This is a genomic window from Corynebacterium jeikeium, assembly GCF_028609885.1.
In the GTDB taxonomy this organism is placed as follows: Bacteria; Actinomycetota; Actinomycetes; order Mycobacteriales; family Mycobacteriaceae; genus Corynebacterium; species Corynebacterium jeikeium.
Genome location: NZ_CP063195.1, coordinates 2,261,307 through 2,282,442, shown reverse-complemented (window position 1 = coordinate 2,282,442; position 21,136 = coordinate 2,261,307). Strand labels below are relative to the sequence as shown.

Here is a 21,136-nt window from a genome sequence, read left to right as displayed (position 1 = left end):
AAGATGCTTAACCAACAAGAATCACAGTAGGCTAGATGGCTGTATGAACAGCACCGACAGCAGCGCACGTATGAGTACACAGCAACACGATCCCCGTCTCCAGGGTGGTTCCCCGGGCGGCTCTCAGCCGGGACCGCCGCCGGGGCCGCAGGGGCAGTACGCCCCCCAGAATCCGCAGGGACCGCAGGGCCAAAACGGCCCGCAGCAGCCCCTTAGGCCACCGAGGCCTCCGAAGGTGGGGCGCAAGGATGGTCTTGCGCCGAACCTCAAGGAAGCGCCGGAAGACGTCCGTTACGGCGTGTGGGCTTGGCTGGCTGTATCCGTGCTACAACTGCTGGCCAGTGTGGTGCAGTTTGTGGCCAATATCGTCGACCCACGCGCGCTGACCCAGAGCAGTCAGGGAATTCTAGACAGCCAAAGCGGAATGTTCGCCAGTGTTCTGGCAGACCAAGATGCCTCCGAAATCGCCACACAGGTGAACATCAGCTCGCTGGTGTGGGGGATCGCCGCCTCGGCTGCATGCGCCTTTCTGGCTTGGCGCGCGGGCCGCGGAGCCCCGTACTCCCGGCTGTTCCTGAACGTCGCCTCCGTGTTCATGATTTTCAACGCGGTGCTCATCACGTTCGCTAGCGGGCCGGAGTTCATGCCCGTGGGGTTCGTGCTGCTCATCGGCGTTTTGACTATCCTTTCCGGCGTATGCGCTGCACTGGGCCTGTGGTTCATGTCCCGTCCGGAGAATCACGACTGGCTGGGCATGCCTAGCGACAAGGAGATGGAGAAGTACTCCAAGGAGATGGAGGAGTACAAGGCGGAAGCGCGGCGTCAAAAAGAAGAGCTAAAACAACAAAAGAACAGCAACGATAGAGACCGCACCGATCACACCGACCGGACCGACCACACCTGGGGAGGGCGCTGACCATGCCCGCAATGTTCCCCTCGATGGTGCCGAGCGGCCAGGATCCGAACCGTGACGTTAGGTACTGGCAGCCCGGTGACCCTACGCCGCGCATGGTGATCGTCAGCTTCGTCATGCTGGTGGTTCTGGGGCTACTAATGGTTTTCTTCGGAGTGCTGGCTTTGACGGCCTCGTGGGACCGTGAGCCGATGAACGCAGAGGAAGCCGAACACATGAACTTCGTGCGTAACAACGTGCGAATCCTCGGTGGAATCAACGTCGTGGTCGGCGCTGTGCTGGTTTACTTCTCCCGTGGCGTACGCGACGGTTACCGTGGCAAGCGTCGCCTGGTGCTGTGGTTCGGCGCGCTGGGCATTCTGTTTATGCTGGCAGGCTGGGTTTTCGGCTTCACCGGCCCTGGTCAGGCCATCCTGGCCTTGCTGCTGGCCGTCGCGCTGCTGTTGGCCTACCGTCCTGCGGTTAACCCGTTTTTTGACGCCGGGCATCGGCTCGACGGACCGCCCATCGAAGGCGACGGAACCCTGCCGGGCGATAGCCTGCGGAGCTAGTGGAGATGATTGAGAACGAATCAAAGATCGTCCCGGCCAGCAGCCGGGCGGCGAGAAAAGCCTCCGTGGGGATCGACGACGTCGACAATGCGATCGTGCAGGCTCGCGAGGCAGCGGCGAAGGCCGGCTTCAATATGGATCGGTTGCCCTCCGAAGAAGAGGAAGCCGACCGTGCCGCCCGGGAACACTGGGGGCTAGCCAGTTTCGCCTACCGCCTGGAAGGGCTAGATTCCGCGGTGGCTGCCACCACCGTGGAGGAGGAGCTCAATGACATCCCCGGCGTGCAAGCGTCGGTGGTGTATTCCACAGGCATGGCATGGATCTCCGCCGAAGATCGCGTGCGGCCTGCCCAGATCCAAGAGGTGCTGGACAAGCACAACTTGGATAGCTGGTTGACGGATTCCTCCCTGCGCCGTCGTGCTTCACGGTTGGAGATCGAGGAGACTCGCCGCCGCATGCGGCGCCACGCCAGTGATCACCGGCGTGCGTGGGCTGCGGCCGAAAGCCGCAAGCGGCGTGACCGGAACAAAGTGGAGCTGGAGAAATTCCGCCGACAGCACCCCTTCGACTCCACTGAAGGACTGCACACCGCCCGGCAACTTATTACCCGGATGCGGCTAATCGTTGCCGTAGTGCTGGGACTTCCGGTGGTGGTGCTGCAGCTAGTTTCCGCCTGGCAGTTCGACTACTGGCAGTGGGTCTGCTTGGCGCTGGCCACTCCGGTGGCGACGTGGTGCGCATGGCCTTTCCACCGGGCATTCTTCGGCGGGTTAAGACGCAGGCAATCCGCCTTGGACGGCGCCAGTTCCGTGGCGATCTTGCTGGCCTATCTGTACTCGGCCTGTACGTTGATTTTCACTTCTGCTGGCAACGTGGGCTGGCAAACTCATTTGGTTTTGTTCGCCGGAGTGTGGTCCGCGGAAGAAATTGATGGCGCGATCTTCTTCGACGTCGCCTGCGGCGGGACGATCCTGCTGTTGTTCGGTAGGTTGCTGTCCCGGCGCACGGCGCTGCGTTCGAAGTCGATGCTTTCCGTGCTGACTGTCCCCGCCGCCAAGGAAGTCACGGTGGTGCGTAAGACTCGGAAGTCGAAGACGGGAAAGAAGGACATCCCGATCGCGGAGATCCGAACTGGCGATGACATCATCATTCCCACCGGCATGATGGTGCCCAGCGACGGCGAGATCATCAGTGGTAAGTCCCTAGTCGACATGGGTCCCGTTGGCGGTATGCACCGTATTTTCGAGGTCTCAGTCGGCGACCGCATCTTTGCCGGTGCCCGGAATTACGGTGGAACCTTGAAGATGCGCGTGCACGCCACGGGTTCCTCTACGCGCCTGGCCGCCATGCACCGTTGGGTGCGCGGGTCCGCGCTGGACGAGACTCGTTTGACCCAGCTGACAAACCGAACCGCCAGCCTGCTTGTGCCGTGGGCTTTTGTGCTGGCCGCTGTAGACTTCATTGCCTGGCTGGCCGTCACTAAGTCCGTCGATGCAGCGATGGCCACAGCCTTGTCTCTGTTGGCAGTTGTCGCACCGGTCGCTCTGGCTCTGTCCGCGCCGTTGGCTCTGCGTTTGGGGCTGTGGCGTGCTGCCACTGCGGGTGCTCTACTGCGCGATACGAGTACCATTCACAAGCTCGCTGAGGTGGACGCCATCATCTTCAACCGCGTGGGCACCCTCACCGATGGGCCGATGCACGTCATCGACGTGACGCCTGTCAAGGGGGAGAACCCGGACCTGATCCTCCGTGTGGCCGGTGCCTTGTCCCTGGAGTCGAATCACGCGGTCTCCCAGGCGCTGGTGCGCGCCGACCGCGAGGCACGCGACAGCGGCGCTGGAGGGGAGGGCATTCCCCACTGGCTGGACGTGGGGGAGGTGAAGATCACCAAGGACGGAACCTTCGAGGGCATGGTGGAGCTGCCGATGGAAGGGGAGATGCGTCACGTCAAGGCACGCCTGTGGCGCCCGCACGACCTGGGTGAGATCCGCGATCCGCGTCTGGCCACGGCAGCTTTGAACGGTGGCTCGCCCGTGATCGTCAGCTGGAAGGGCAAGGACCGCGGCGTCATCAACCTGGCAGATAGTTTCAAGGATGATGCCCCGGCTGCGATCGACAGGCTGGAGGACATGCAGATGGAAACCTACATGCTCTCCCGTGATATCTATCCTGTGGCACGTCGTACGGCGAACGCACTCGGGATCTCCACTGTGTTGGCCGGTATCGCGCCGAACCGCAAGGAGGCTACTGTGCGCGGTGTGCACGCCATGGGCGTGCGCGTGGCGATGGTGGGCGATAGCGACGTCCTGGGAGCGTTGCGAGTTGCGGATGTGGGCATCCTCATGACTTCGTCCAACCGCATCGACCCCTCCGCCGCCGATGTGGCGGACGTGGTGATGCAGCGCGAGGATGTTTCCGCGCTGCCGGAGCTGGTGAACCTGGTTCGACACATCCGCAACACCACCGACTGGAACGTGTGGTTGTCCTGGACCTATAACGCGGTCGGCGCGGCTCTGGCAGTCGCCGGCGTGCTCAACCCGCTGCTGGCTACCGTGTTTATGCTACTTAGCTCCACGTTGATTGAGACCCGCAGCGCGCGCATCTTGCACCGCAATTACGCGCGCGGCACCCTGCGTCAGACCCATTCGTGGCAGGGCTGGGTGGAGCGTCGGAGGGAGATCCGGGAGCTACGCAAGCAGGAAAGCCAGCGCGCCGAGGCGATTTCTCTGGCTCGCGCGGAGGCTGCGGACGAGGAGTATGAGCAGTCCCAGCGCTAGCCGCGCTAGGCTGGTGGGGATTGCAAGCTAACCACTAGTGAAGTGGCAGGAAGGATCCCTTTCGTGTCTGTCAACGCTGACTCTCAGCACTCGAACAACTCTTCGCACCAGGCCAGCGAGAAGGCCTTCGACCGAGCCCGCTCCCTGATCCCGGGCGGCGTGAACTCTCCGGTACGTGCGTTTGGATCTGTGGGCGGCACCCCGCCGTTTATCACTTCCGCGCAGGGCTCCACGCTGCACGACGTCGACGGCAACTCCTATGTGGATCTGTTTTGCTCTTGGGGGCCGATGATCCACGGGCATGCACACCCGCAGATCGTGGAGGCTGTCCGGGAGGCCGCGGGGCACGGTCTTTCCTTCGGCGCGCCGACCACGATGGAGGTGGACCTGGTGGAGGAGATCGTCCGCCGCACCTCCGTGGAGAAAGCTCGCCTGGTGAATTCCGGAACTGAGGCTACGATGTCCGCCATCCGCCTCGCCCGCGGCTACACCGGCCGCGACAAGATCCTGAAGTTCGAGGGCTGCTACCACGGTCACGTCGATTCGCTGCTGGTGGCCGCCGGATCCGGCGTGGCTACGTTCGGTCTGCCGGATTCCCCGGGCATCACCAAGGCCGCTGCAGGCGATACCGTCGTGGTGCCCTACCGTGACGTGCAGGCCGTGGAAGATGCGTTTGCCTCTCACGAGGGTGAGATCGCCGCAATCATCGTGGAGGGTGCCGCCGGCAACATGGGCACCGTGAACCCGCGGGGCTTCAACGCGGAGTTGCAGCGCATTGCCCACGAGAACGGAGCCCTATTGATTGTCGATGAGGTTATGACTGGCTTCCGCGTCAGCGAGTCCGGCTGGTACGGCAAGGATGGTGTGGCCGGCGACCTGACCACGTTCGGCAAGGTTGTTTCCGGCGGCCTGCCCGCCGCTGCTTTCGGCGGTAAGGCGGAGATCATGGATCACCTCGCACCGGTTGGCCCGGTCTATCAGGCCGGTACTCTGTCGGGCAATCCCGTCGCTGTCGCCTCGGGTCTAGCCTCTTTGAAGTTGGCTGACGCCGCCGCGTACCAGAAGCTCGATGCGAATGCCGACGCGCTGGCAGGCATCCTGTCCGACGCATTGACGAAGGCCTCCGTGGCCCACCACATTCAGCGCGCGGGCAGCATGTTGAGCGTGCGCTTCGCCGAGGGGGAGGGTGCGAACTTCGCGGACATGAAGGCCGCGGATACCTTCCGCTACCCGGCCTTCTTCCACGCCTTCCTGGAGCGCGGTGTGTTCGCTCCGCCGAGCGTCTTCGAGACCTGGTTCGTCTCCACCGCACTGACTGACGCCGACTTTGAGAAGATCGCGGCGGCCGCTACGCCGGCTGCGGAGGCTGCGGCAGCGGCCACCCCGTCGGCTTAGGTCTCATGCTGGGGTCCGCGCTAAGCTAGGTGACCATGGCAACGATCGTTCACCTAGTACGGCACGGAGAAGTGCACAACCCGGACCGCATTCTCTATGGCCGTTTGCCCGGTTATCACCTCTCTGAGCGGGGGCGAAACATGGCCCATGCCACCGCAGCCGACCTTGCTGACCACGACGTGGTGTACTTGGCGGCCTCCCCGCTGCAGCGGGCACAGGAAACCGCCCGTCCTTTCTCCGAGAAGCTGGGGCTGGAGGTCCACACGGACGAGCGCATCATCGAGGCGGGTAACGATCTGCAGGGTCTGCACATTAAGGGTGTGCGCAGCGCGCTGTGGAACCCGAAGCGCTGGCCCATGCTGAAGAACCCCACCATTCCTAGTTGGGGTGAGCCCTACCAGGAGATCGCCGACCGAATGTGGGAGGCCGTCGACGCGGCGCGTGAGAAGGCCCGCGGGCACGAGGCCGTGCTGGTTAGCCACCAGCTACCGATCGTGATGATCCAGCGGGACGTGCAGGGCCTGCCCCTGGCTCACAATCCGGCCGACCGCCAGTGTGATTTGGCCTCCGTGACTTCGCTCGTCTTCGACGGCGGACAGCTGACGGACATCTACTATTCCGAGCCGGCGCAGGAGATTTAAGGTGCGTAAAAAGCTAACGGCAGTGCTTGCGGCAACTCTGCTTGCTAGCGGTGCGGTGCTCACCGCCTGCGGAGAGGGCAACACCGCGGGCAAGGACGCAGTGGCCAGTGGTGGAACGTTCGAGTTCGTCGCCCCCGGCGGACAGACCAGCATCCACTACAAGCCAGAAGAGCGCAAGGAAGTCGCCGACTTCACCGGCACCAACCTGGACGGCGGCGATGACATCAACCTTTCGGACTTCGAGGGGCAGGTCGTAGTGCTGAACGCCTGGGGCCAGTGGTGTGGGCCGTGCCGAAGCGAATCCGACGATCTGCAGCGTGTCCAGGAGAAACTGGAAAAACACGGTGGCGGCACCGTCCTTGGCATCAACGTGCGCGACAACGTCAAGGAAAAACCGCAGGATTTTGTGAAGGACAACGGGATCACCTACCCGTCGATCTACGACCCACCGTTTAAGACCGCCCTGGCGCTTGGCGGCGTGCCGGCCTCCGTGATTCCCACCACCATCGTGTTGGATAAGCAGCACCGCCCGGCTCACATCTTCTTGAAGGAAATCACCGACAAGGAGCTGTGGGAGCAGGTCGAGCCGCTGTTGGACGAGGAAGCGTAAATGATCCTCGCGGAGTCCATCGGAGAGACTTTCGCGGATACGGCCGCAGCCGGTCCGCTACTGCTTGCGTTGCTGGTATCTGCCGCCGCGGGCCTGGTTTCCTTCGCCTCCCCGTGCGTGATTCCGCTGGTACCGGGGTATATTTCCTACCTCGCCGGAGTAGTGGGTGCGGAGACCGAGTTCACGGAACAAGGCGCGGTAGTCAAGGCCAAGCGTGGCCGGGTGGCCACCGCAGCGTTACTGTTCGTGCTGGGCTTTACCGTGGTGTTCGTGCTGGCTACGGTCACGGTCTTCGGGGTGATCAGCGCGCTGAGGCTGAACCAGGACCTGCTGATGCGCATCGGTGGCGTGGTCACCATAGCCATGGGCGTGGTGTTCATGGGCTTCATTTCCCCTCTGCAGCGCGACACGCGCCTCAGCCCAAAGCGCTGGACCACCATCGCCGGGGCACCGCTGCTGGGCGGAGTGTTCGCCCTGGGCTGGACACCCTGCCTGGGCCCCACACTGGCCTCCATCATTTCGGTATCCGCCGGCACCCAGGGGATGACCGCCGCCCGCGGTGTGATCTTGATCGTCGCCTATTGTCTGGGCCTCGGGCTACCATTCATTGTCGTGGCGCTGGGGTCCTCGAAGGCGCTGACGGGTATCGGTTGGCTGCGCAAGCACTCCCGCACCATCCAGATGATCGGCGGCGCGCTGCTGATCATTGTCGGCTTGCTGCTGGTCACCGGCCAGTGGGCGACGTTCGTGGACTATATCCGGGAGGTATTCATCTCGGATAAGACCCTGCCGATCTAAGCCGATCCGCTGCCGTTGGCTTAAGGGAAAAGGTCGCGGCCGAGAAGTGGGCGTCAATAATAACGAGAGAGCGAAAGTACGAAAGAGCAACCATGCTGAAGAAGATCCTGAGCTTGCCGAAGAAGGGCTGGCAGTGGCTCACGAAGATGAAGACCGCCCTGGTGCTGCTTTTCCTGCTGGCGCTGGCTGCGATCCCAGGTGCGCTGCTGCCACAACGGTCGCTCAATGAGGGCAAGGTTGCCGAGTATATTGACGCCAACGGCAAGACCGCCGAGGTCTTCGACAAGCTACAGCTTTTCGACGTCTTTGGGTCCACCTGGTTTGTGGCGATCTACGTACTGCTGTTTATCTCCCTGGTCGGCTGCATCCTGCCGCGCAGTATCGACCACTACAAAGCCCTGCGTTCCTCCCCGCCGCCGGCGCCGAAGCGCCTGGACCGCATGCCCTATCACTACTCTGGCACCGTCGATGAATCGGTGGAGGACGTGCAGAAATCCCTGCGCGAGGAGTTTAAGGGCTGGAACGTCAACGAGGTCGACAAGGAAAACGACCGCGCCGGGGCATGGTCCATGTCCGCGGAGAAGGGCTACCTGCGCGAGGCTGCGAACCTGATCTTCCACCTGTCTCTGGTGGGCATTCTCATCGCGGTGGCGATGGGCAAAATGGTGTACTACGAAGGGCAGGTCATCGTGGTGGCCGGGACGGATACTGAGCAGTCGCAGTTCTGCAACTCCGCAGTTTCCAACTTCGATTCCTTCCGCAACGGCCCGGTGTTCGACGGCACGGGGCTGACTCCCTTCTGCGTGAACGTCAAGGACTTCAAGGCCGACTACCTGCAGAATGGCCAGGCGGTGGGTTTTGAGTCCAACATCGACTATGCAGGCAAGGAGGATGCCTTCAAGTCGACGGATCAGTGGGAGCACGAGACGCTGAAGGTGAATCACCCGCTGCGCATCGAGGGAAACCGTGTGTACCTGCAGGGCCACGGCTATGCTCCGACGTTCACGATTAAGTGGCCGAACGGGGAGAAGCGCACCGAGACCGTGCAGTTCCGCCCGGACGATATGACGTACTTCCTGTCCTCCGGCGCGGTGCGCTGGGACCCGCCCGCGGGCATGTACCCCGACCTGCAGGAGCGTCGCAAGAACCAGATCTCCCTACAGGGGCTGTTCGCGCCGTCGGCGGAGTGGACCGGGCCGAATGGCAAGATCCTTTCCTCCAACTTCCCGGCAATGCGCGATCCCGCGGTGGCGATCGACATTTACCGTGGTGATACTGGCCTGGATGGTGGCCGCAGCCAAAACATCTTCGCGTTGGATTCGGAGGCCCTGCATTCCGGCCAGATGCAGATGCTGGATCGCGTGAACCTGGAGAAGGGCGAATCCGTCACCCTGGACGATGGCACGGAAATCACCTTCGACGGAGCCAAGGAATTCGTGAACCTGCAGATCTCCAAGGACCCGACGACCACCTGGGTGCTGGTATTTGCTGTGCTGATGCTGGCCTCGCTGGTCGCCTCCCTGGCCGTGAAACGTCGCCGCTTCTGGGTGCGCATCACCCCGGAAGGCGAGGGCACCCGCATCCAGATCGCCGGCCTTTCCCGCACGGACTCCGCCGGCTGGGGTCGCGAGTTCAACCGCCGCGCCGAGCGCGTGCTGGGGCTGGAGGAAGAGGCCCTGGACGAGGAGTACGACGTGGATTCCGCCGACTGGGAGGACCACGTCGACGATCACCTGGAGCCACGGGGCTGAAATACCCCGAACGGGTGATTGTGGAAGCGCGTGAACAGGCGCTAAGCTGATATTTTGTAGCGATTTAAGACTTTTCTTTAGAAGGATTTTCGATGCAGATCGATCCGCAGCTATCCGAATTCTCCGACTTGGCTTTCCGCTCCGCGGAGGCGCTGTACCTGCTGGCGCTCGCCGTATCCCTGGTGTACTACGGCATGGTTCGCATGAGTGCGGATCGCCGCCGCCAGCGCGCCGAGGAGCTGGAGAAGCTGCAGGCGGAGCACTCCGCGCGCGCTGCCTCCACCACCAAGGTGACCGTAGGCGCAGGTGCTACGGGCGACGCGACCGACTCGGATGTTGCCGATGCCGGTGAGATTACGGGCGACGACATCGAGCCCGACTTCGCCTCCTTCGAGGCACAGCTGCCGGAGCGCCTGCGCTCCGAGAGTATCTCCAAGACCCTGGACCGCTCCAATAAGCTCGGTGGTATCACCCAGTCCCTGGTCTGGCTGGCCATCGCAATCCACGCGGTGTTCGTGATCCTGCGTGGCCTGGCTGCCAACCGCTTCCCGTGGGGCAACCTGTTCGAGTACGTCGGCGTGGTCACCTTGTTCGCCATGATCGTTGCCGCGCTCATGATCCGCCGCAAGGCAATGCGTGTGATGTGGCCCTGGATCCTGACCCCGGTCGCCGGCCTGCTGTTTTACGCTGGCACCAAGCTGTACGCGGAGACCGCCCCGGTTGTGCCGGCGCTGCAGTCTTACTGGTTCGTCATCCACGTATCCGTGGTGTCTATTGGCGCCGGCATCGGCTTGATCTCCGGCATGGCTTCCCTGATGTACCTGCTGCGCCGTAAGTACCCGAAGGGTGAGGAAAAGGGCTGGTTGGGCACTGTAGCCGCCCCGCTGCCGGATGTCACCAAGCTGGATGCACTGGCCTACCGCACCGCCGTGTGGGCACTGCCGATCTTCGGTTTGGGTATCATCTTCGGCGCCATCTGGGCGGATGCCGCATGGGGCCGCTTCTGGGGCTGGGATCCGAAGGAGACCGTTTCCTTCATCACCTGGATCCTCTACGCCGCCTACCTGCACGCCCGCGCCACCCCGGGCTGGCGTGGCCCGAAGTCCGCGTGGATCAACGTCTTCGCCTTCGCCACGATGGTCTTCAACCTCTTCTTCATCAACATGGTGGTCTCCGGCCTGCACTCTTATGCCGGCCTGAACTAGATCACCTGTCTCCCCACTCCTTCCAGGCTGTGTCTGCGAAGGAGTTATCTATGTCTGGAGTGAAATATGCCCGAGGCGAACTTCTCCACCGTCCTAGTCACCGGCGGAGCCGGCTTTATCGGCGCGAACTTCGTTCATCGCACGCTGGAGACCAGGCCGGACGTCAAGGTTCTTATTTATGACGCCCTCACGTATGCCGCGAACCCACTGAATCTGCGCACCGACGACGGCACCCCGCTGGAGGAAGCTTATCCGGGGCGGATGGAGTTCATCGAAGGCGACGTGGCGGATGCCTCGGCGTTCCGGGAGGCTCTCGAGCGAGCTATAGCGGTGACCGAGCAGTCCGCTGCTGACCGAGTGGCGATCGTGCATTTCGCGGCCGAGAGCCACAACGATAACTCCCTGGCTACCCCCGCGATCTTCGCCCGCAGCAACGTGGAGGGCACCCTGAATGTCGCCCAGGCGGCCGCGGACCTCGGGGTGCGGCTGCACCACATTTCCACCGACGAGGTCTTCGGCGACCTCGCCCTGGACGATCCGAATCGCTTCACGGTAGATACCCCGTACAACCCCTCCTCGCCCTACTCTGCATCTAAGGCGGCGGCGGATCACTTTGTCCGCGCCTTCGTGCGTTCGCGGGGGTTGAAGGCCACTATCTCCAACTGCTCGAACAACTACGGCCCGCGCCAGCACCCGGAGAAGTTCATCCCGCGGCAGATCACCGGCTTAATCGAGGGGCATCGTCCCCGCTTATACGGCTCGGGTGAGAACGTCCGCGACTGGATTCACGTGGATGACCACAATGACGCTGTCTGGGCGATCCTGGATTCCGGAAAACTGGGGGAGACCTACCTCATTGGCGCAGAGGGGGAGCGCTCCAACCTGCAGGTCGTGCGCGACCTGCTGGAGCTGTTCGGCCGCCCGGCGGATGACTTTGTGCACGTCACCGACCGTCCGGGCCACGACCGCCGCTATGCGATCGACCCCAGCAGCATTGCCGAGCTGGGGTGGCAGCCGCGCTTCACGGACTTCGCCTCCGGGCTTGCCGAGACAGTGGAATGGTACCGCCGGAATGAGAAGTGGTGGGTTGAGTCCAGGGCGGCGTCCGAAAAGAAATACAGCGCCACCGAACAAGAAATAACCGCAGAAGAGATCGATCCCTCGTAGCGTCACCCGCGCGGGGGTGACCGCCCTTTTAAGCAAGGCTTGACTAACTTAGTGGAGCCTATATAAGGTTCGGCTAACTGTACATTAAGTTAGTTTGAATCTTGTAAGGGAAAAATGGCAAAGAATCGCATCAAGCTGCTGGCCGCACTCGTGGCAGCAGGTATGTCCCTGGCTGCTTGCGGCTCCGCCGATGAGAGCACCTCGACCAACCAATCCAGCGGAGATTCGATCTCCATCGAGGACAACAACGGCGAACTGCAGGTTCCGAAGAACCCGAAGTCCGTGGTTGCACTGGATAACCGCAGCTTCGAGATTCTCAACGAGTGGGGAGTGGAGCTTTCCGCTGCTCCGAAGAAGCTGGTTCCGGCGACCGTCACCGACTACAAGGACAACGAGGAGATCAAGGATCTCGGCAACCACAAGGAGCCCGACTTCGAGGCTCTGGTGGCAGCCCAGCCGGACCTGGTGATCAGCGGCCAGCGCTTCAAGGACCGCGACGAGGAGATCAAGGAACTGGTCCCGGATGCGGCCGTCGTGGAGCTGGAGCCCCGCGAGGATAAGCCGATGGACGAGGAGCTGATCCGCCAGATCACCACCCTGGGTGAAATCTTCGATAAGAAGGACGAAGCCGACAAGATGGTGCAGGACTTCAACGATGCGAAGGATCGCGCGAAGAAGGCCTACGACAAGCTGGATGGCGACAAGAAGGTCATGGCCGTCAATGTCTCCGGCGGCGAAATCGGTTACGTTGCGCCGCACATCGGCCGCGTATGGGGTCCTGTGTTCGACTGGCTGGGCATGGACCCGGCACTGGAGGTCGACAACGCCTCTAGCAACCACGAGGGCGATGACATCTCCGTCGAGGCCATCGCAGATGCGAAGCCGGACTGGATGCTGGTGATGGACCGCGACGGTGCCATCAACGCGGACAAGCCGGATTACTCCCCGGCAGCAGACGTGATCAAGCGCTCCGATGCTCTGAAGGGCGTGCCGGCGCTGAAGGAGGATCACGTGATCGTGGCACCGCAGGATACGTACATCAACGAGTCGATCACGACCTACACCGAGATCCTGAACTCCCTGGCAGACGCCTTCGAAGGGAAGTAAAGCGCTAACGCTGCACACCTCCGTGCAGTACCGCGCATTGCCGCCGTGCGGCAGCGCGCACACTATAGAAAGTGAATTGACCAGCTGGAATGACTGCTCAGAGCACTACATCACCCGAGGTTCACAACGAACCTCGGGTTGCGCGTACCCGGGGAAAGCTCGTCGACTGGAAGTTCCTCGTCGCCGCAACGGTCGTGGGGGCGCTTCTCGTCGCCAGCCTGTTGATCGGCGAATACGACGTTTTCAACGCGCAAGATGGCATCGACATGTTCTCCATCACCCGCGTCCCGCGCACCATCGCATTGGTGTTGGCGGGCGCGGCGATGGCGATGTGCGGGCTGGTGATGCAGATGCTCACGCAGAATCGCTTCGTCTCACCGACCACCACCGGCACCACCGAATGGGCGGGTTTGGGCCTGCTGTTCGTGATGGTCGTCTTCCCCGGTGCGACTGTGATGGGGCGGATGGTCGGCGCCGTCGTGTTCTCCTTTGTCGGCGCGATGGTGTTCTTCTTCTTCCTGCAGCGCGTATCGCTGCGCTCCTCGCTGATCGTGCCGATCGTGGGAATCATGCTGGGCGCGGTCGTCTCTGCAGTCTCCACCTTCGTCGCCCTGCAGACCGACATGCTGCAGCAGCTGGGCGTGTGGTTCGCTGGTAGCTTCACCTCGGTCTACAAGGGCCAGTACGAGGTGCTGTGGGTAGTGCTGTTGGTCGTGGTGGGCGTGTTCCTGCTGGCCGACCGTCTGACCCTGGCTGGTCTAGGCGAGGACTTCGCCACCAGCGTGGGCATGAACTACCGACGGATCGTGCTGGTCGGCACCATCATGGTCGCCATCGCCGTGGGCGTGGTGACCGTCGTGGTCGGCAACCTGCCTTTCCTGGGGCTGATCGTGCCGAACATCGTCTCGATGATCCGCGGCGACGACCTGCGCAGTAACCTGCCGTGGGTGTGCCTGGTGGGCATCGCTACCGTCGCCGCCTGTGACCTACTGGCCCGCACACTGATCTCGCCTTTCGAGATCCCCGTTTCCGTGGTGCTGGGCATCGTCGGCGCTGTGGTCTTTGTCGTGCTGATTGTGAGGAACCGCTAATGACGAACCAAACCCTCGAGCGGCTGGTCCCACAGCGTTTGCTCTCGAGCACGCCCGGCCGCTCCTCAGGCGCGTTCCCCACGCAGTCGATGGCGGCGAAGTACTGGCTAGCCCTCGGCATCATCGTTGTCCTGGGCGTGGCTTCCGCGGTGGGGCTGCTGGCCTATGGCAACCCGATGCCTTTCGGCACCCGCGGCTTCTGGCTGCTGGCGGAGCGCCGCATGAACGCGGTAATCGCCATCGCCATCGTCGCGGTTGCCCAGGCCGTGGCCACGGTGGCGTTCCAGACGGTGACGAATAACCGCATCATCACCCCGTCAATCATGGGGTTCGAGTCGCTGTACGTGGCCATCCACACCTCCACCGTGTTCTTCCTGGGCGGCAGCGGTCTGGTGGAGGCCCGCACCATGACCACCTACATCATCCAGCTGGTGCTCATGGTCGGCTTCGCGCTGCTGCTGTATTCCTGGCTGCTCACCGGCAAGAACGCGAACATGCACGCGATGTTGCTGGTCGGCATTGTTATCGGGGCAGGTTTGGGGTCGGTGTCTACCTTCATGCAGCGCCTATTGACGCCCAGCGATTTCGACCTGCTGACCGCCCGCCTGTTCGGGTCGGTGAATAACGCGGAGCCGGAGTACTTTCCGATTTCTATCGTGCTGGTTGCCGTGGCCGCGGGCGCGCTGCTGTTGATGTCCCGCACTCTCAACGTGCTGGCCTTGGGGCCGGATGCGACAACGAACCTGGGTATTAACCACCGGGGCAAGTCGATCATGGTGCTCATCCTGGTCGCAGTCCTGATGGCTGTTTCTACCGCGCTGGTTGGCCCGATGGCCTTCCTGGGATTCTTGGTGGCCACGCTGGCCTACCAGTTCGCGGGCACCTCCGACCACCGCTACGTCTTCCCGATGGCCATTGCCACGGCCTTCTGCGTGCTGGCGGGCGCGTACTTCGTGATGAATCACATCTTCTACGCGCAAGGCGTGGTCTCGATCATCATTGAGCTGGTCGGCGGTACGGTGTTCCTCTACGTCATTCTTAGAAAGGGTCGACTGTGATCAAGCTGTCCGAAGTCACTAAGAAATATAGTGACGCCTCCGGCTCCGGAGCCAGCATCGGTCCGGCGAACCTGGAGATCCCCGCCGGGGGAGTGACCTCCCTGGTCGGCCCCAACGGCGCGGGCAAGTCCACCCTGCTCACCATGATGGGGCGACTGCTGGATCTGGACGAGGGCACCATCGAGGTCGCGGGCTTTGATGTGAGCACCACGAAGTCCAAGGACCTGGCGAAGGTGCTGTCGATCCTGCGGCAGGAGAACCACTTCGTCACCCGCCTGACGGTCCGACAGCTGGTGGGCTTCGGCCGCTTCCCGTACTCGAAGGGAAGGTTGACGCGGAAGGACGAGGAGATCATTTCCACCTATATCGACTTCTTCAACCTCCGCGAGCTGGAGAACCGCTATCTGGATCAGCTCTCCGGCGGGCAGCGGCAGCGCGCTTATGTGGCGATGGTGCTGTGCCAGGAGACCGACTATGTGCTGCTGGACGAGCCGCTGAACAACCTGGACATCGCCCACGCGGTGCAGATGATGAAGCACCTGCGCCGAGCGGCCTCGGAGTTTGGCCGCACCATCATTGTGGTGCTGCACGACATCAATTTCGCGGCGAAATACTCGGACCACATCTGTGCCGTCAAGGACGGACAGATCGTGCGCTTCGGCACCCCGGAGGAGCTCATGACCGATGAGATTCTGACCGACATCTTTGACACCCCCGTGACCGTCGTCGACGGCCCCGATGGGCCGATGGCCTGCTACTTCTAAGCTCGCCGCACAACCTTGCCGTTGGTTGTCCGGCAGCGCCGCTAAAGTAGAAACCATGAGTGAAACCACCCCGCGCACCGACGAGCTACTGGCAACCGCTGAACCGGGCAGCATTGTGGATCTCCCCATCCCCGGCGCCTGGGCTTATGTGCCGAAGGTGCATGGCGACGAGCGCGGCAGTTTCCACGAAAGCTTCAAGGCGGAGGCTTTCGGCGAGAAGCTGGGCTACCCCTTCGAGGTGGCCCAGGGGAACCTTTCGCGCTCCTCCCGCAACGTGGTCCGGGGCATTCACTTGGCGGATGTGCCGCCGGGGCAGGCGAAGTTCGTCAGCTGCCTTTCCGGTGCGATTACGGATGTGTTGGTGGATGTGCGCGTGGGCTCGCCGACGTTCGGCCAGCACATCACCGTGGAGCTGTCTGCGGAGAATAACTTCAGCGTCTACGTGCCCCTGGGCGTGGGCCACGGATTCCGCGCACACACCGACCAGACGACCGTGAACTACCTGGTCACCGAGGCATACAACCCACAGAGGGAATACGGTATCGACCCGTTTGATGCGGAACTGGCTGTAGCCTGGGGCGTCACTAAGGAACAAGCCGTACTATCCACCAAGGACGATTCGGCGCCAAGCTTGAGCGAGGTGCGCGACCGCCTGCCCGAATACCGCGAGGTGCGGGCATGGGAGGCTCAGCTGCGCGCGGACTGGGCCGAAGCGCTGCAGGCCGCCGACGAGTGGGAGCAAACCGACTGATGAAGGGCATCATCCTGGCCGGGGGAACCGGCTCGCGGCTGTGGCCGATCACGCAGGGCATTTCCAAGCAACTGGTGCCTGTGTACGACAAGCCGATGATCTACTACCCGCTGACAACTCTGATGCTGGCGGGCATCCGCGACATCCTGGTGATCACCACGGGAGCGGATGCGCAGCAGTTCCGCGGGCTGCTGGGCGACGGCTCGCAGTTCGGTGTGCAGATCAGTTACGCGGTGCAGGACCAACCGAATGGCCTGGCGGAAGCCTTCATTGTGGGCGAGGACTTTATCGGCGACGACGCGGTGGCCCTCGTGCTGGGCGATAACATCTTCTACGGCACTGGCCTGGGCACTCAGCTGCGGCGCTTCCACAACCCGGACGGCGGGGCGATCTTCGCCTATTGGGTGGCCGAACCCGAGGCATACGGAGTGGTGGAGTTCGACCGCGAAGGCACGGCCCTGAGCTTGGCGGAAAAGCCCGCGGAGCCGAAGTCCAACTATGCAGTTCCCGGCCTGTACTTCTACTCCAACGACGTGGTGCGGATCGCCAAATCCCTGGAACCCAGCGAGCGTGGCGAGCTGGAGATCACGGACATCAACCGCCGTTATTTGGCGGAGGGGCGCCTGCACGTGGAAGTGTTGCCGCGCGGTACTGCCTGGCTGGACACGGGAACGGTGGACGACCTGGCCGCCGCCGGGGACTTCGTCCGCGCAGTCGAGCAGCGGCAGGGCCTGAAGATCAGCTGCCCGGAGGAAGTCGCGTGGCGCCTGGGCTACATTAACGATGCGGAGCTGCAGGCATCTGCGTCGAAGTTGGGCAAGAGCGCCTACGGGCAGTACCTCAGCGGGCTGCTGAAGCGTGGGAAAGAGCGGTAGACAAGTGGCTATTTCGATCGAGAACATCCCGGAGATGGTCGCACGCACCTGGCGCGACCTGGAATGGACGGGCCAGCGTGTGCCGAAGCAGGGCATCGACCACGCAGTGGTGATTCTGGACGGGCTGCGCTCAAAGGAGTATGAACTCAACGACATGCTGCCTGAGTCCGTCGTGGTGCGCGTGCCTTTCGAGAAGGAATACCGGGAACAGGCGATGCTGGAATCCTCACTGATCGCGCAGCTGTTCCGCCGCACCAAAGTGCGGGTGCCGGGGACGGTGCGGCAGGCCTACGCGCGAGGGACCTTCAACACCGCCGAGCCCGTGATGCTGACCATGCAGACCGAGCTGCTGGGCGAACCGCTGACCGCCGAGCTCTGGCAAACGCTGTCCACTAGCCAGCGCGCGTGGGTGGCCGAGCAGCTGGGCAGCCTGCTGGCCACGATGCACGCCTTCGACCCGGATGTGCTGCCGATGAGCCGCGTGGATTCCTGGTGGACCGACGGAGAGGCGACCAGCGAGTTGAACCACGCCCCGCGCACCCTGCCGGGCAAGTTGGAGCTGATGAAGTCCCGCACGGAAACGATCCTGGCCCCTCATCTGAGCGCTGCAGAGGCGGAGTTCGTGGAGCGCGTGTTTGCGCAGGTGGACGAGATGATCTCCCGTCCGGAGCAGCAGCGCGCTCTAACCCACGGGGAGCTGCACGAGGACCACATGCTGTGGAACGCCGAAGGCGGCGTGGGTGTGATCGACTTTTCCGACATGACCGTCGGCGATCCTGCCTTGGACTATGCGCACTTCGCGGGCATCGCCCCGGAGCTGCCGAAAATGGTTTACGAACAGGCTATTATCCAGCACGAGCAGCGCCGACAAGCCCCCGTTGTGCCGGGTGTGCCGCAGCCGATGCCGGGGCCACTGTACCGTGCGCCGGATGGTGGCCGCACTTCCGAGAGCGCCGAGGATACGGGCGTGCTGCGCCGCGCGGAGGTCTACAAGGACTGGGACAACATCTTCCTGCTTATCGACCACTACCGCACGGGCCGTTCGCCGCGCGTGGAGCTGCTCTAGCTATTCTCCGTCTTTTGGAGCGTCCGGGCCGTCCGAGTTCTCCGGACCATTCGGCCTCTGCTCGTCGCGGGTGTTCTCGCTGCGCTTGTCGCCGCGTGCCTCGCGTTGCTGCTGTTCGCGGAGCTCCTGGCGGCGCTTCCGCTCGGCCTCTTCCGCGTCCTTGGCCTCCTGCGCGCGCCGCTTCTTGAAGCGCTCTTTTTCGATGTTCCACAGGAAGTCCGGGTCGTCGTCCGGCCCCTTGTGTCTAAGCCCTTCTTGTTTATTATTGACGCCCTTGCGCCTCAACGGCGACCCATTCCCCCAGGTCTGTGGACCGAATGCCTTCCACAGCAGCACGATGGTGACGATGATCAAGATGAGCAAAACAAGGCGACCCATGGCCTCCAGCATAGAGGATTCACCCGCGCTCACTTCCAGCCGGTGATTACCGGTTATCCAGGGGGTGAACGTAGTGTTGGGGGCGTGGCTAAAGATGATGTGAAGGCAAAGGACACGACGGAAGACAAGAACCCGTCGGTCGACAAGGGCAAGGCAGTACGCGACATTGCGCTCTACGGTTTCTTACGCCTGGTTTTGTTCCTGGTGCTGACGTTCATCATCCACATGGTTGTGGTGTTGCTGGGAATGGCGAACTACTTCCCGCTGCTGATCAGCATGACGTTGGCGCTGATCCTGGCTCTGCCGCTGTCGATGTTCATGTTCAAGGGCCTGCGGTTGCGGGTGACCCGGCAGGTGGCGGCGTGGGATGCCGATAGGCAGGCCCACAAGCAGGAGCTGCGTAACCAATTGCGCGAGCGCCTGGACGACTAAGGCGATTAAACTGACTGCCATGTATGGCAGACCCCAGGACGTTGTGGTGTGGGTAAACCCGCGAACACAGCGGGGCAAGCAGCTCGGCGGGCTGGCTATTGGGCTAGTGTTCGCCGCCCTCGCTGTGGGGTGTGTAGCCATGATGGTGGTCGAGAAGACTCTGATTCCGCTGGTAGCCCTCGCCCTGGTGGGGCTTGCGATGTTTGGCTGGTACACCAGCCAGCGACAGGCCAACGCGCGGGCTACTTCCAGTGCGACGATCAACCCGGCGCTTGTCGTGGACGATTCGGGGGTAGGGGATGCGGCTGTACGGATCCCATGGAGCGACATTGCGCGGGTGAACGTGATCAGCACTCGTTACCAAAGTGCGGGGCCGGAGTCGGTGGGGCTCGGCCCCGAGCTTGCCGATCAGTGGACGCGCAGTGCCGGGGTCTTGGATGGGGAGTTTGCACTTCAGGTGGTGCTCCGCCCCGGTAGCCCCGGTCGCCCTGGCGTACCGACGCAGTCTGCGTTGGATGTGTACCGCATCCAATCGGTGCAGGTGGAGGCAGCAGTGCCGAGCTTGCCGCGAGGAATCTACGAGGTCGATGCGATCGGGGTGACCTTCAAGTTGGGCTCCGCCGTTCCCATGGCATGGCGGGACGGCCTGACCCAGCAGATCGCGGACAATGTCCGCTTCCGCGGGGTGGACTTCGGCCCGGCGCCCGCGTAGCCCAAAGCTAGATCTGCCTGGATCAGCAGGGCTGCTCAGGCTAGGCCAGCAGGGGACTACCCAGCTTAGGCCAGCAGGGCGGCGGCAAACTCCAGTACCGACCACAGCAGCATTCCGCGGCCCAGCATGCCCAGCACGGGAATCAGCGCCCGGCCCTCCGCGCCGCCGGTCACCGGGCGGGCTGCCACCACGAATAGTGGAACCGCCAGCAGGGCGATAAGCCCCCACCAGTGGCCGATGCTGATGGCGATAGTGACGATTACCGCCAGGGAAACAAGCCCCACCCACAGGCGGCGGGTGTTTGCGTCCCCCAGGCGAACGGCCAGGGTGATCTTGCCGGTGGCGGCGTCAGTAGGAATGTCCCGCAAGTTGTTGGCTAGGTTCACGGCGCTGGATAGGCTGCCGACGGCGATGGCCAGCAGCAGGCCGCGCCAGCTCACGCTGCCGGTCTGGGTGAATTCCGTTCCCAGCACCGCGACCAGGCCGAAGAACACGAACACCGCGACTTCGCCCAGTCCTCGGTAGCCGTAGGGGTTCTTGCCGCCGGTGTAGAACCATGCGCCCGCGATGCAGGCTGCGCCGACGAGGACCAGCCACCAGGCGCTCAGCAGGCTCAACGCGATGCCGGCGACCGCTCCCACGCCGAAGGAGGCGAATGCCGCGTACTTGACCTTCTTCGGCTCCACGAGCCCACTGCCGGTTAGGCGCAGCGGGCCGGAGCGGTCATCGTCCGTCCCCTTGATGCCATCGGAATAGTCGTTGGCGTAGTTCACGCCGACGATCATCGCCAGAGCCACAATCCCGGCCAGTACGGCTCGAAGTGGGTTCGCCTCGCCTGCCAGGGTGGCCGCCGCGGTGCCAGCCAGCACCGGGGCAACGGCGTTTGCCCAGGTGTGCGGGCGCGCTCCCTCCAGCCACTGGGCCGGGGTCGCGCCGGGATACTGCCTGGGAGTGGAAGTCATGGTCCGCCTTTCTTGGGGCTCGCACTGGGGAGCGGCACTCGCGCCTGTGGGGTGCCGCAAACCTCTTCAGTCTAGTCCGTAGGCGCCGGGACCCAAGCTCGTAGGTGCTGGGGTGTGTAGGTGCCGGGGCGT

The 21,136-nt window shown here is 63.0% G+C and carries 21 protein-coding genes; 19 read left to right on the top strand and 2 right to left on the bottom strand.

Annotated elements, in window-relative coordinates; genetic code table 11:
• The first annotated feature begins 70 nt into the window (after positions 1–70).
• The 17 genes from CJEIK_RS10255 (at position 71) to CJEIK_RS10175 (ending at position 18,520) form a co-directional block, all read left to right on the top strand.
• Positions 71–916 carry a YfjI family protein gene (locus tag CJEIK_RS10255; protein ID WP_249024828.1) on the top strand — a complete coding sequence of 282 codons (846 nt, stop codon included), beginning with the start codon at positions 71–73 and terminating at the stop codon, positions 914–916.
• 2 nt (positions 917–918) lie between these two features.
• Positions 919–1,464, top strand: coding sequence for a hypothetical protein (locus CJEIK_RS10250; RefSeq protein ID WP_005292125.1), 546 nt, complete (start codon positions 919–921; stop codon positions 1,462–1,464).
• Positions 1,465–1,469: 5 nt separating this feature from the next.
• A complete protein-coding gene (locus CJEIK_RS10245) occupies positions 1,470–4,241 on the top strand; it encodes a heavy metal translocating P-type ATPase (protein ID WP_011274204.1) in 2,772 nt (923 codons plus the stop codon).
• Positions 4,242–4,304: 63 nt separating this feature from the next.
• Positions 4,305–5,636 (top strand): glutamate-1-semialdehyde 2,1-aminomutase, encoded by a 1,332-nt coding sequence (gene hemL, locus CJEIK_RS10240; RefSeq protein WP_034964052.1) that lies wholly within the window; start codon positions 4,305–4,307, stop codon positions 5,634–5,636.
• Between the two features lie 35 nt (positions 5,637–5,671).
• The gene (locus CJEIK_RS10235; RefSeq protein WP_034964050.1) at positions 5,672–6,277 is read left to right on the top strand and encodes a histidine phosphatase family protein; all 606 of its coding nucleotides are present in this window, start codon (positions 5,672–5,674) and stop codon (positions 6,275–6,277) included.
• 1 nt (position 6,278) lies between these two features.
• Positions 6,279–6,887: a TlpA disulfide reductase family protein gene (locus tag CJEIK_RS10230; protein WP_077536162.1), complete on the top strand. Its 609-nt coding sequence runs from the start codon at positions 6,279–6,281 to the stop codon at positions 6,885–6,887.
• The gene (locus CJEIK_RS10225) at positions 6,888–7,685 is read left to right on the top strand and encodes a cytochrome c biogenesis CcdA family protein (RefSeq protein ID WP_005292115.1); all 798 of its coding nucleotides are present in this window, start codon (positions 6,888–6,890) and stop codon (positions 7,683–7,685) included. It begins immediately after the preceding gene.
• A 92-nt stretch (positions 7,686–7,777) separates the two neighbouring features.
• Positions 7,778–9,436 (top strand): cytochrome c biogenesis protein ResB, encoded by a 1,659-nt coding sequence (locus CJEIK_RS10220; RefSeq protein WP_005292113.1) that lies wholly within the window; start codon positions 7,778–7,780, stop codon positions 9,434–9,436.
• Between the two features lie 92 nt (positions 9,437–9,528).
• A complete protein-coding gene (gene ccsB, locus CJEIK_RS10215; RefSeq protein ID WP_005292111.1) occupies positions 9,529–10,641 on the top strand; it encodes a c-type cytochrome biogenesis protein CcsB in 1,113 nt (370 codons plus the stop codon).
• Between the two features lie 66 nt (positions 10,642–10,707).
• The gene (gene rfbB / locus CJEIK_RS10210) at positions 10,708–11,808 is read left to right on the top strand and encodes a dTDP-glucose 4,6-dehydratase (protein ID WP_005292110.1); all 1,101 of its coding nucleotides are present in this window, start codon (positions 10,708–10,710) and stop codon (positions 11,806–11,808) included.
• A gap of 114 nt (positions 11,809–11,922) precedes the next feature.
• Positions 11,923–12,915 carry a siderophore ABC transporter substrate-binding protein gene (locus CJEIK_RS10205; protein ID WP_005292108.1) on the top strand — a complete coding sequence of 331 codons (993 nt, stop codon included), beginning with the start codon at positions 11,923–11,925 and terminating at the stop codon, positions 12,913–12,915.
• Positions 12,916–13,004: 89 nt separating this feature from the next.
• Positions 13,005–14,006, top strand: coding sequence for an ABC transporter permease (locus CJEIK_RS10200; RefSeq protein WP_005292106.1), 1,002 nt, complete (start codon positions 13,005–13,007; stop codon positions 14,004–14,006).
• Complete coding sequence (locus CJEIK_RS10195; protein WP_005292104.1) at positions 14,006–15,064, top strand: iron chelate uptake ABC transporter family permease subunit; 1,059 nt, start codon at positions 14,006–14,008, stop codon at positions 15,062–15,064. Before CJEIK_RS10200 ends, CJEIK_RS10195 begins: the two co-directional genes overlap by 1 nt.
• Positions 15,061–15,828: an iron ABC transporter ATP-binding protein gene (locus CJEIK_RS10190; RefSeq protein ID WP_005292103.1), complete on the top strand. Its 768-nt coding sequence runs from the start codon at positions 15,061–15,063 to the stop codon at positions 15,826–15,828. The genes CJEIK_RS10195 and CJEIK_RS10190 overlap by 4 nt, the downstream gene beginning before the upstream one ends.
• A gap of 55 nt (positions 15,829–15,883) precedes the next feature.
• The gene (rfbC, locus tag CJEIK_RS10185; RefSeq protein WP_005292101.1) at positions 15,884–16,579 is read left to right on the top strand and encodes a dTDP-4-dehydrorhamnose 3,5-epimerase; all 696 of its coding nucleotides are present in this window, start codon (positions 15,884–15,886) and stop codon (positions 16,577–16,579) included.
• A complete protein-coding gene (rfbA, locus tag CJEIK_RS10180; RefSeq protein ID WP_005292098.1) occupies positions 16,579–17,454 on the top strand; it encodes a glucose-1-phosphate thymidylyltransferase RfbA in 876 nt (291 codons plus the stop codon). Before rfbC ends, rfbA begins: the two co-directional genes overlap by 1 nt.
• A 4-nt stretch (positions 17,455–17,458) precedes the next feature.
• Entirely contained in the window at positions 17,459–18,520 is a 1,062-nt protein-coding gene (locus CJEIK_RS10175; RefSeq protein ID WP_005292097.1) for a phosphotransferase family protein, read from the top strand.
• On the opposite strand, the gene CJEIK_RS10170 is transcribed toward CJEIK_RS10175, so the two are convergent.
• Entirely contained in the window at positions 18,521–18,898 is a 378-nt protein-coding gene (locus CJEIK_RS10170; protein WP_231913362.1) for a hypothetical protein, read from the bottom strand.
• Positions 18,899–18,982: 84 nt separating this feature from the next.
• Between CJEIK_RS10170 and CJEIK_RS10165 the strand changes: the two genes are divergently transcribed.
• Both CJEIK_RS10165 and CJEIK_RS10160 read left to right on the top strand, forming a co-directional pair.
• On the top strand, positions 18,983–19,330 hold the full coding sequence (locus CJEIK_RS10165) for a DUF4229 domain-containing protein (RefSeq protein ID WP_005292092.1): 348 nt from the start codon (positions 18,983–18,985) through the stop codon (positions 19,328–19,330).
• Positions 19,331–19,349: 19 nt separating this feature from the next.
• Positions 19,350–20,042, top strand: a complete 693-nt coding sequence (locus CJEIK_RS10160; RefSeq protein ID WP_005292087.1) for a hypothetical protein — start codon at positions 19,350–19,352, stop codon at positions 20,040–20,042.
• Between the two features lie 65 nt (positions 20,043–20,107).
• On the opposite strand, the gene CJEIK_RS10155 is transcribed toward CJEIK_RS10160, so the two are convergent.
• Positions 20,108–21,004, bottom strand: a complete 897-nt coding sequence (locus CJEIK_RS10155; RefSeq protein ID WP_005292086.1) for a 1,4-dihydroxy-2-naphthoate polyprenyltransferase — start codon at positions 21,002–21,004, stop codon at positions 20,108–20,110.
• Positions 21,005–21,136: the final 132 nt, after the last annotated feature.

Bases quoted from the DNA above. Each gene is read 5' to 3' on its own strand.
- rfbB (WP_005292110.1), top strand. From the start codon at position 10,708: ATGCCCGAGGCGAACTTCTCCACCGTCCTAGTCACCGGCGGAGCCGGC.
- CJEIK_RS10220 (WP_005292113.1), top strand. From the start codon at position 7,778: ATGCTGAAGAAGATCCTGAGCTTGCCGAAGAAGGGCTGGCAGTGGCTC.
- CJEIK_RS10200 (WP_005292106.1), top strand. From the start codon at position 13,005: ATGACTGCTCAGAGCACTACATCACCCGAGGTTCACAACGAACCTCGG.
- CJEIK_RS10195 (WP_005292104.1), top strand. From the start codon at position 14,006: ATGACGAACCAAACCCTCGAGCGGCTGGTCCCACAGCGTTTGCTCTCG.
- CJEIK_RS10245 (WP_011274204.1), top strand. From the start codon at position 1,470: ATGATTGAGAACGAATCAAAGATCGTCCCGGCCAGCAGCCGGGCGGCG.
- CJEIK_RS10235 (WP_034964050.1), top strand. From the start codon at position 5,672: ATGGCAACGATCGTTCACCTAGTACGGCACGGAGAAGTGCACAACCCG.
- ccsB (WP_005292111.1), top strand. From the start codon at position 9,529: ATGCAGATCGATCCGCAGCTATCCGAATTCTCCGACTTGGCTTTCCGC.
- CJEIK_RS10205 (WP_005292108.1), top strand. From the start codon at position 11,923: ATGGCAAAGAATCGCATCAAGCTGCTGGCCGCACTCGTGGCAGCAGGT.
- CJEIK_RS10225 (WP_005292115.1), top strand. From the start codon at position 6,888: ATGATCCTCGCGGAGTCCATCGGAGAGACTTTCGCGGATACGGCCGCA.
- CJEIK_RS10255 (WP_249024828.1), top strand. From the start codon at position 71: ATGAGTACACAGCAACACGATCCCCGTCTCCAGGGTGGTTCCCCGGGC.
- CJEIK_RS10160 (WP_005292087.1), top strand. From the start codon at position 19,350: ATGTATGGCAGACCCCAGGACGTTGTGGTGTGGGTAAACCCGCGAACA.
- CJEIK_RS10170 (WP_231913362.1), bottom strand. From the start codon at position 18,898: ATGGGTCGCCTTGTTTTGCTCATCTTGATCATCGTCACCATCGTGCTG.
- rfbC (WP_005292101.1), top strand. From the start codon at position 15,884: ATGAGTGAAACCACCCCGCGCACCGACGAGCTACTGGCAACCGCTGAA.
- CJEIK_RS10155 (WP_005292086.1), bottom strand. From the start codon at position 21,004: ATGACTTCCACTCCCAGGCAGTATCCCGGCGCGACCCCGGCCCAGTGG.
- rfbA (WP_005292098.1), top strand. From the start codon at position 16,579: ATGAAGGGCATCATCCTGGCCGGGGGAACCGGCTCGCGGCTGTGGCCG.
- CJEIK_RS10250 (WP_005292125.1), top strand. From the start codon at position 919: ATGCCCGCAATGTTCCCCTCGATGGTGCCGAGCGGCCAGGATCCGAAC.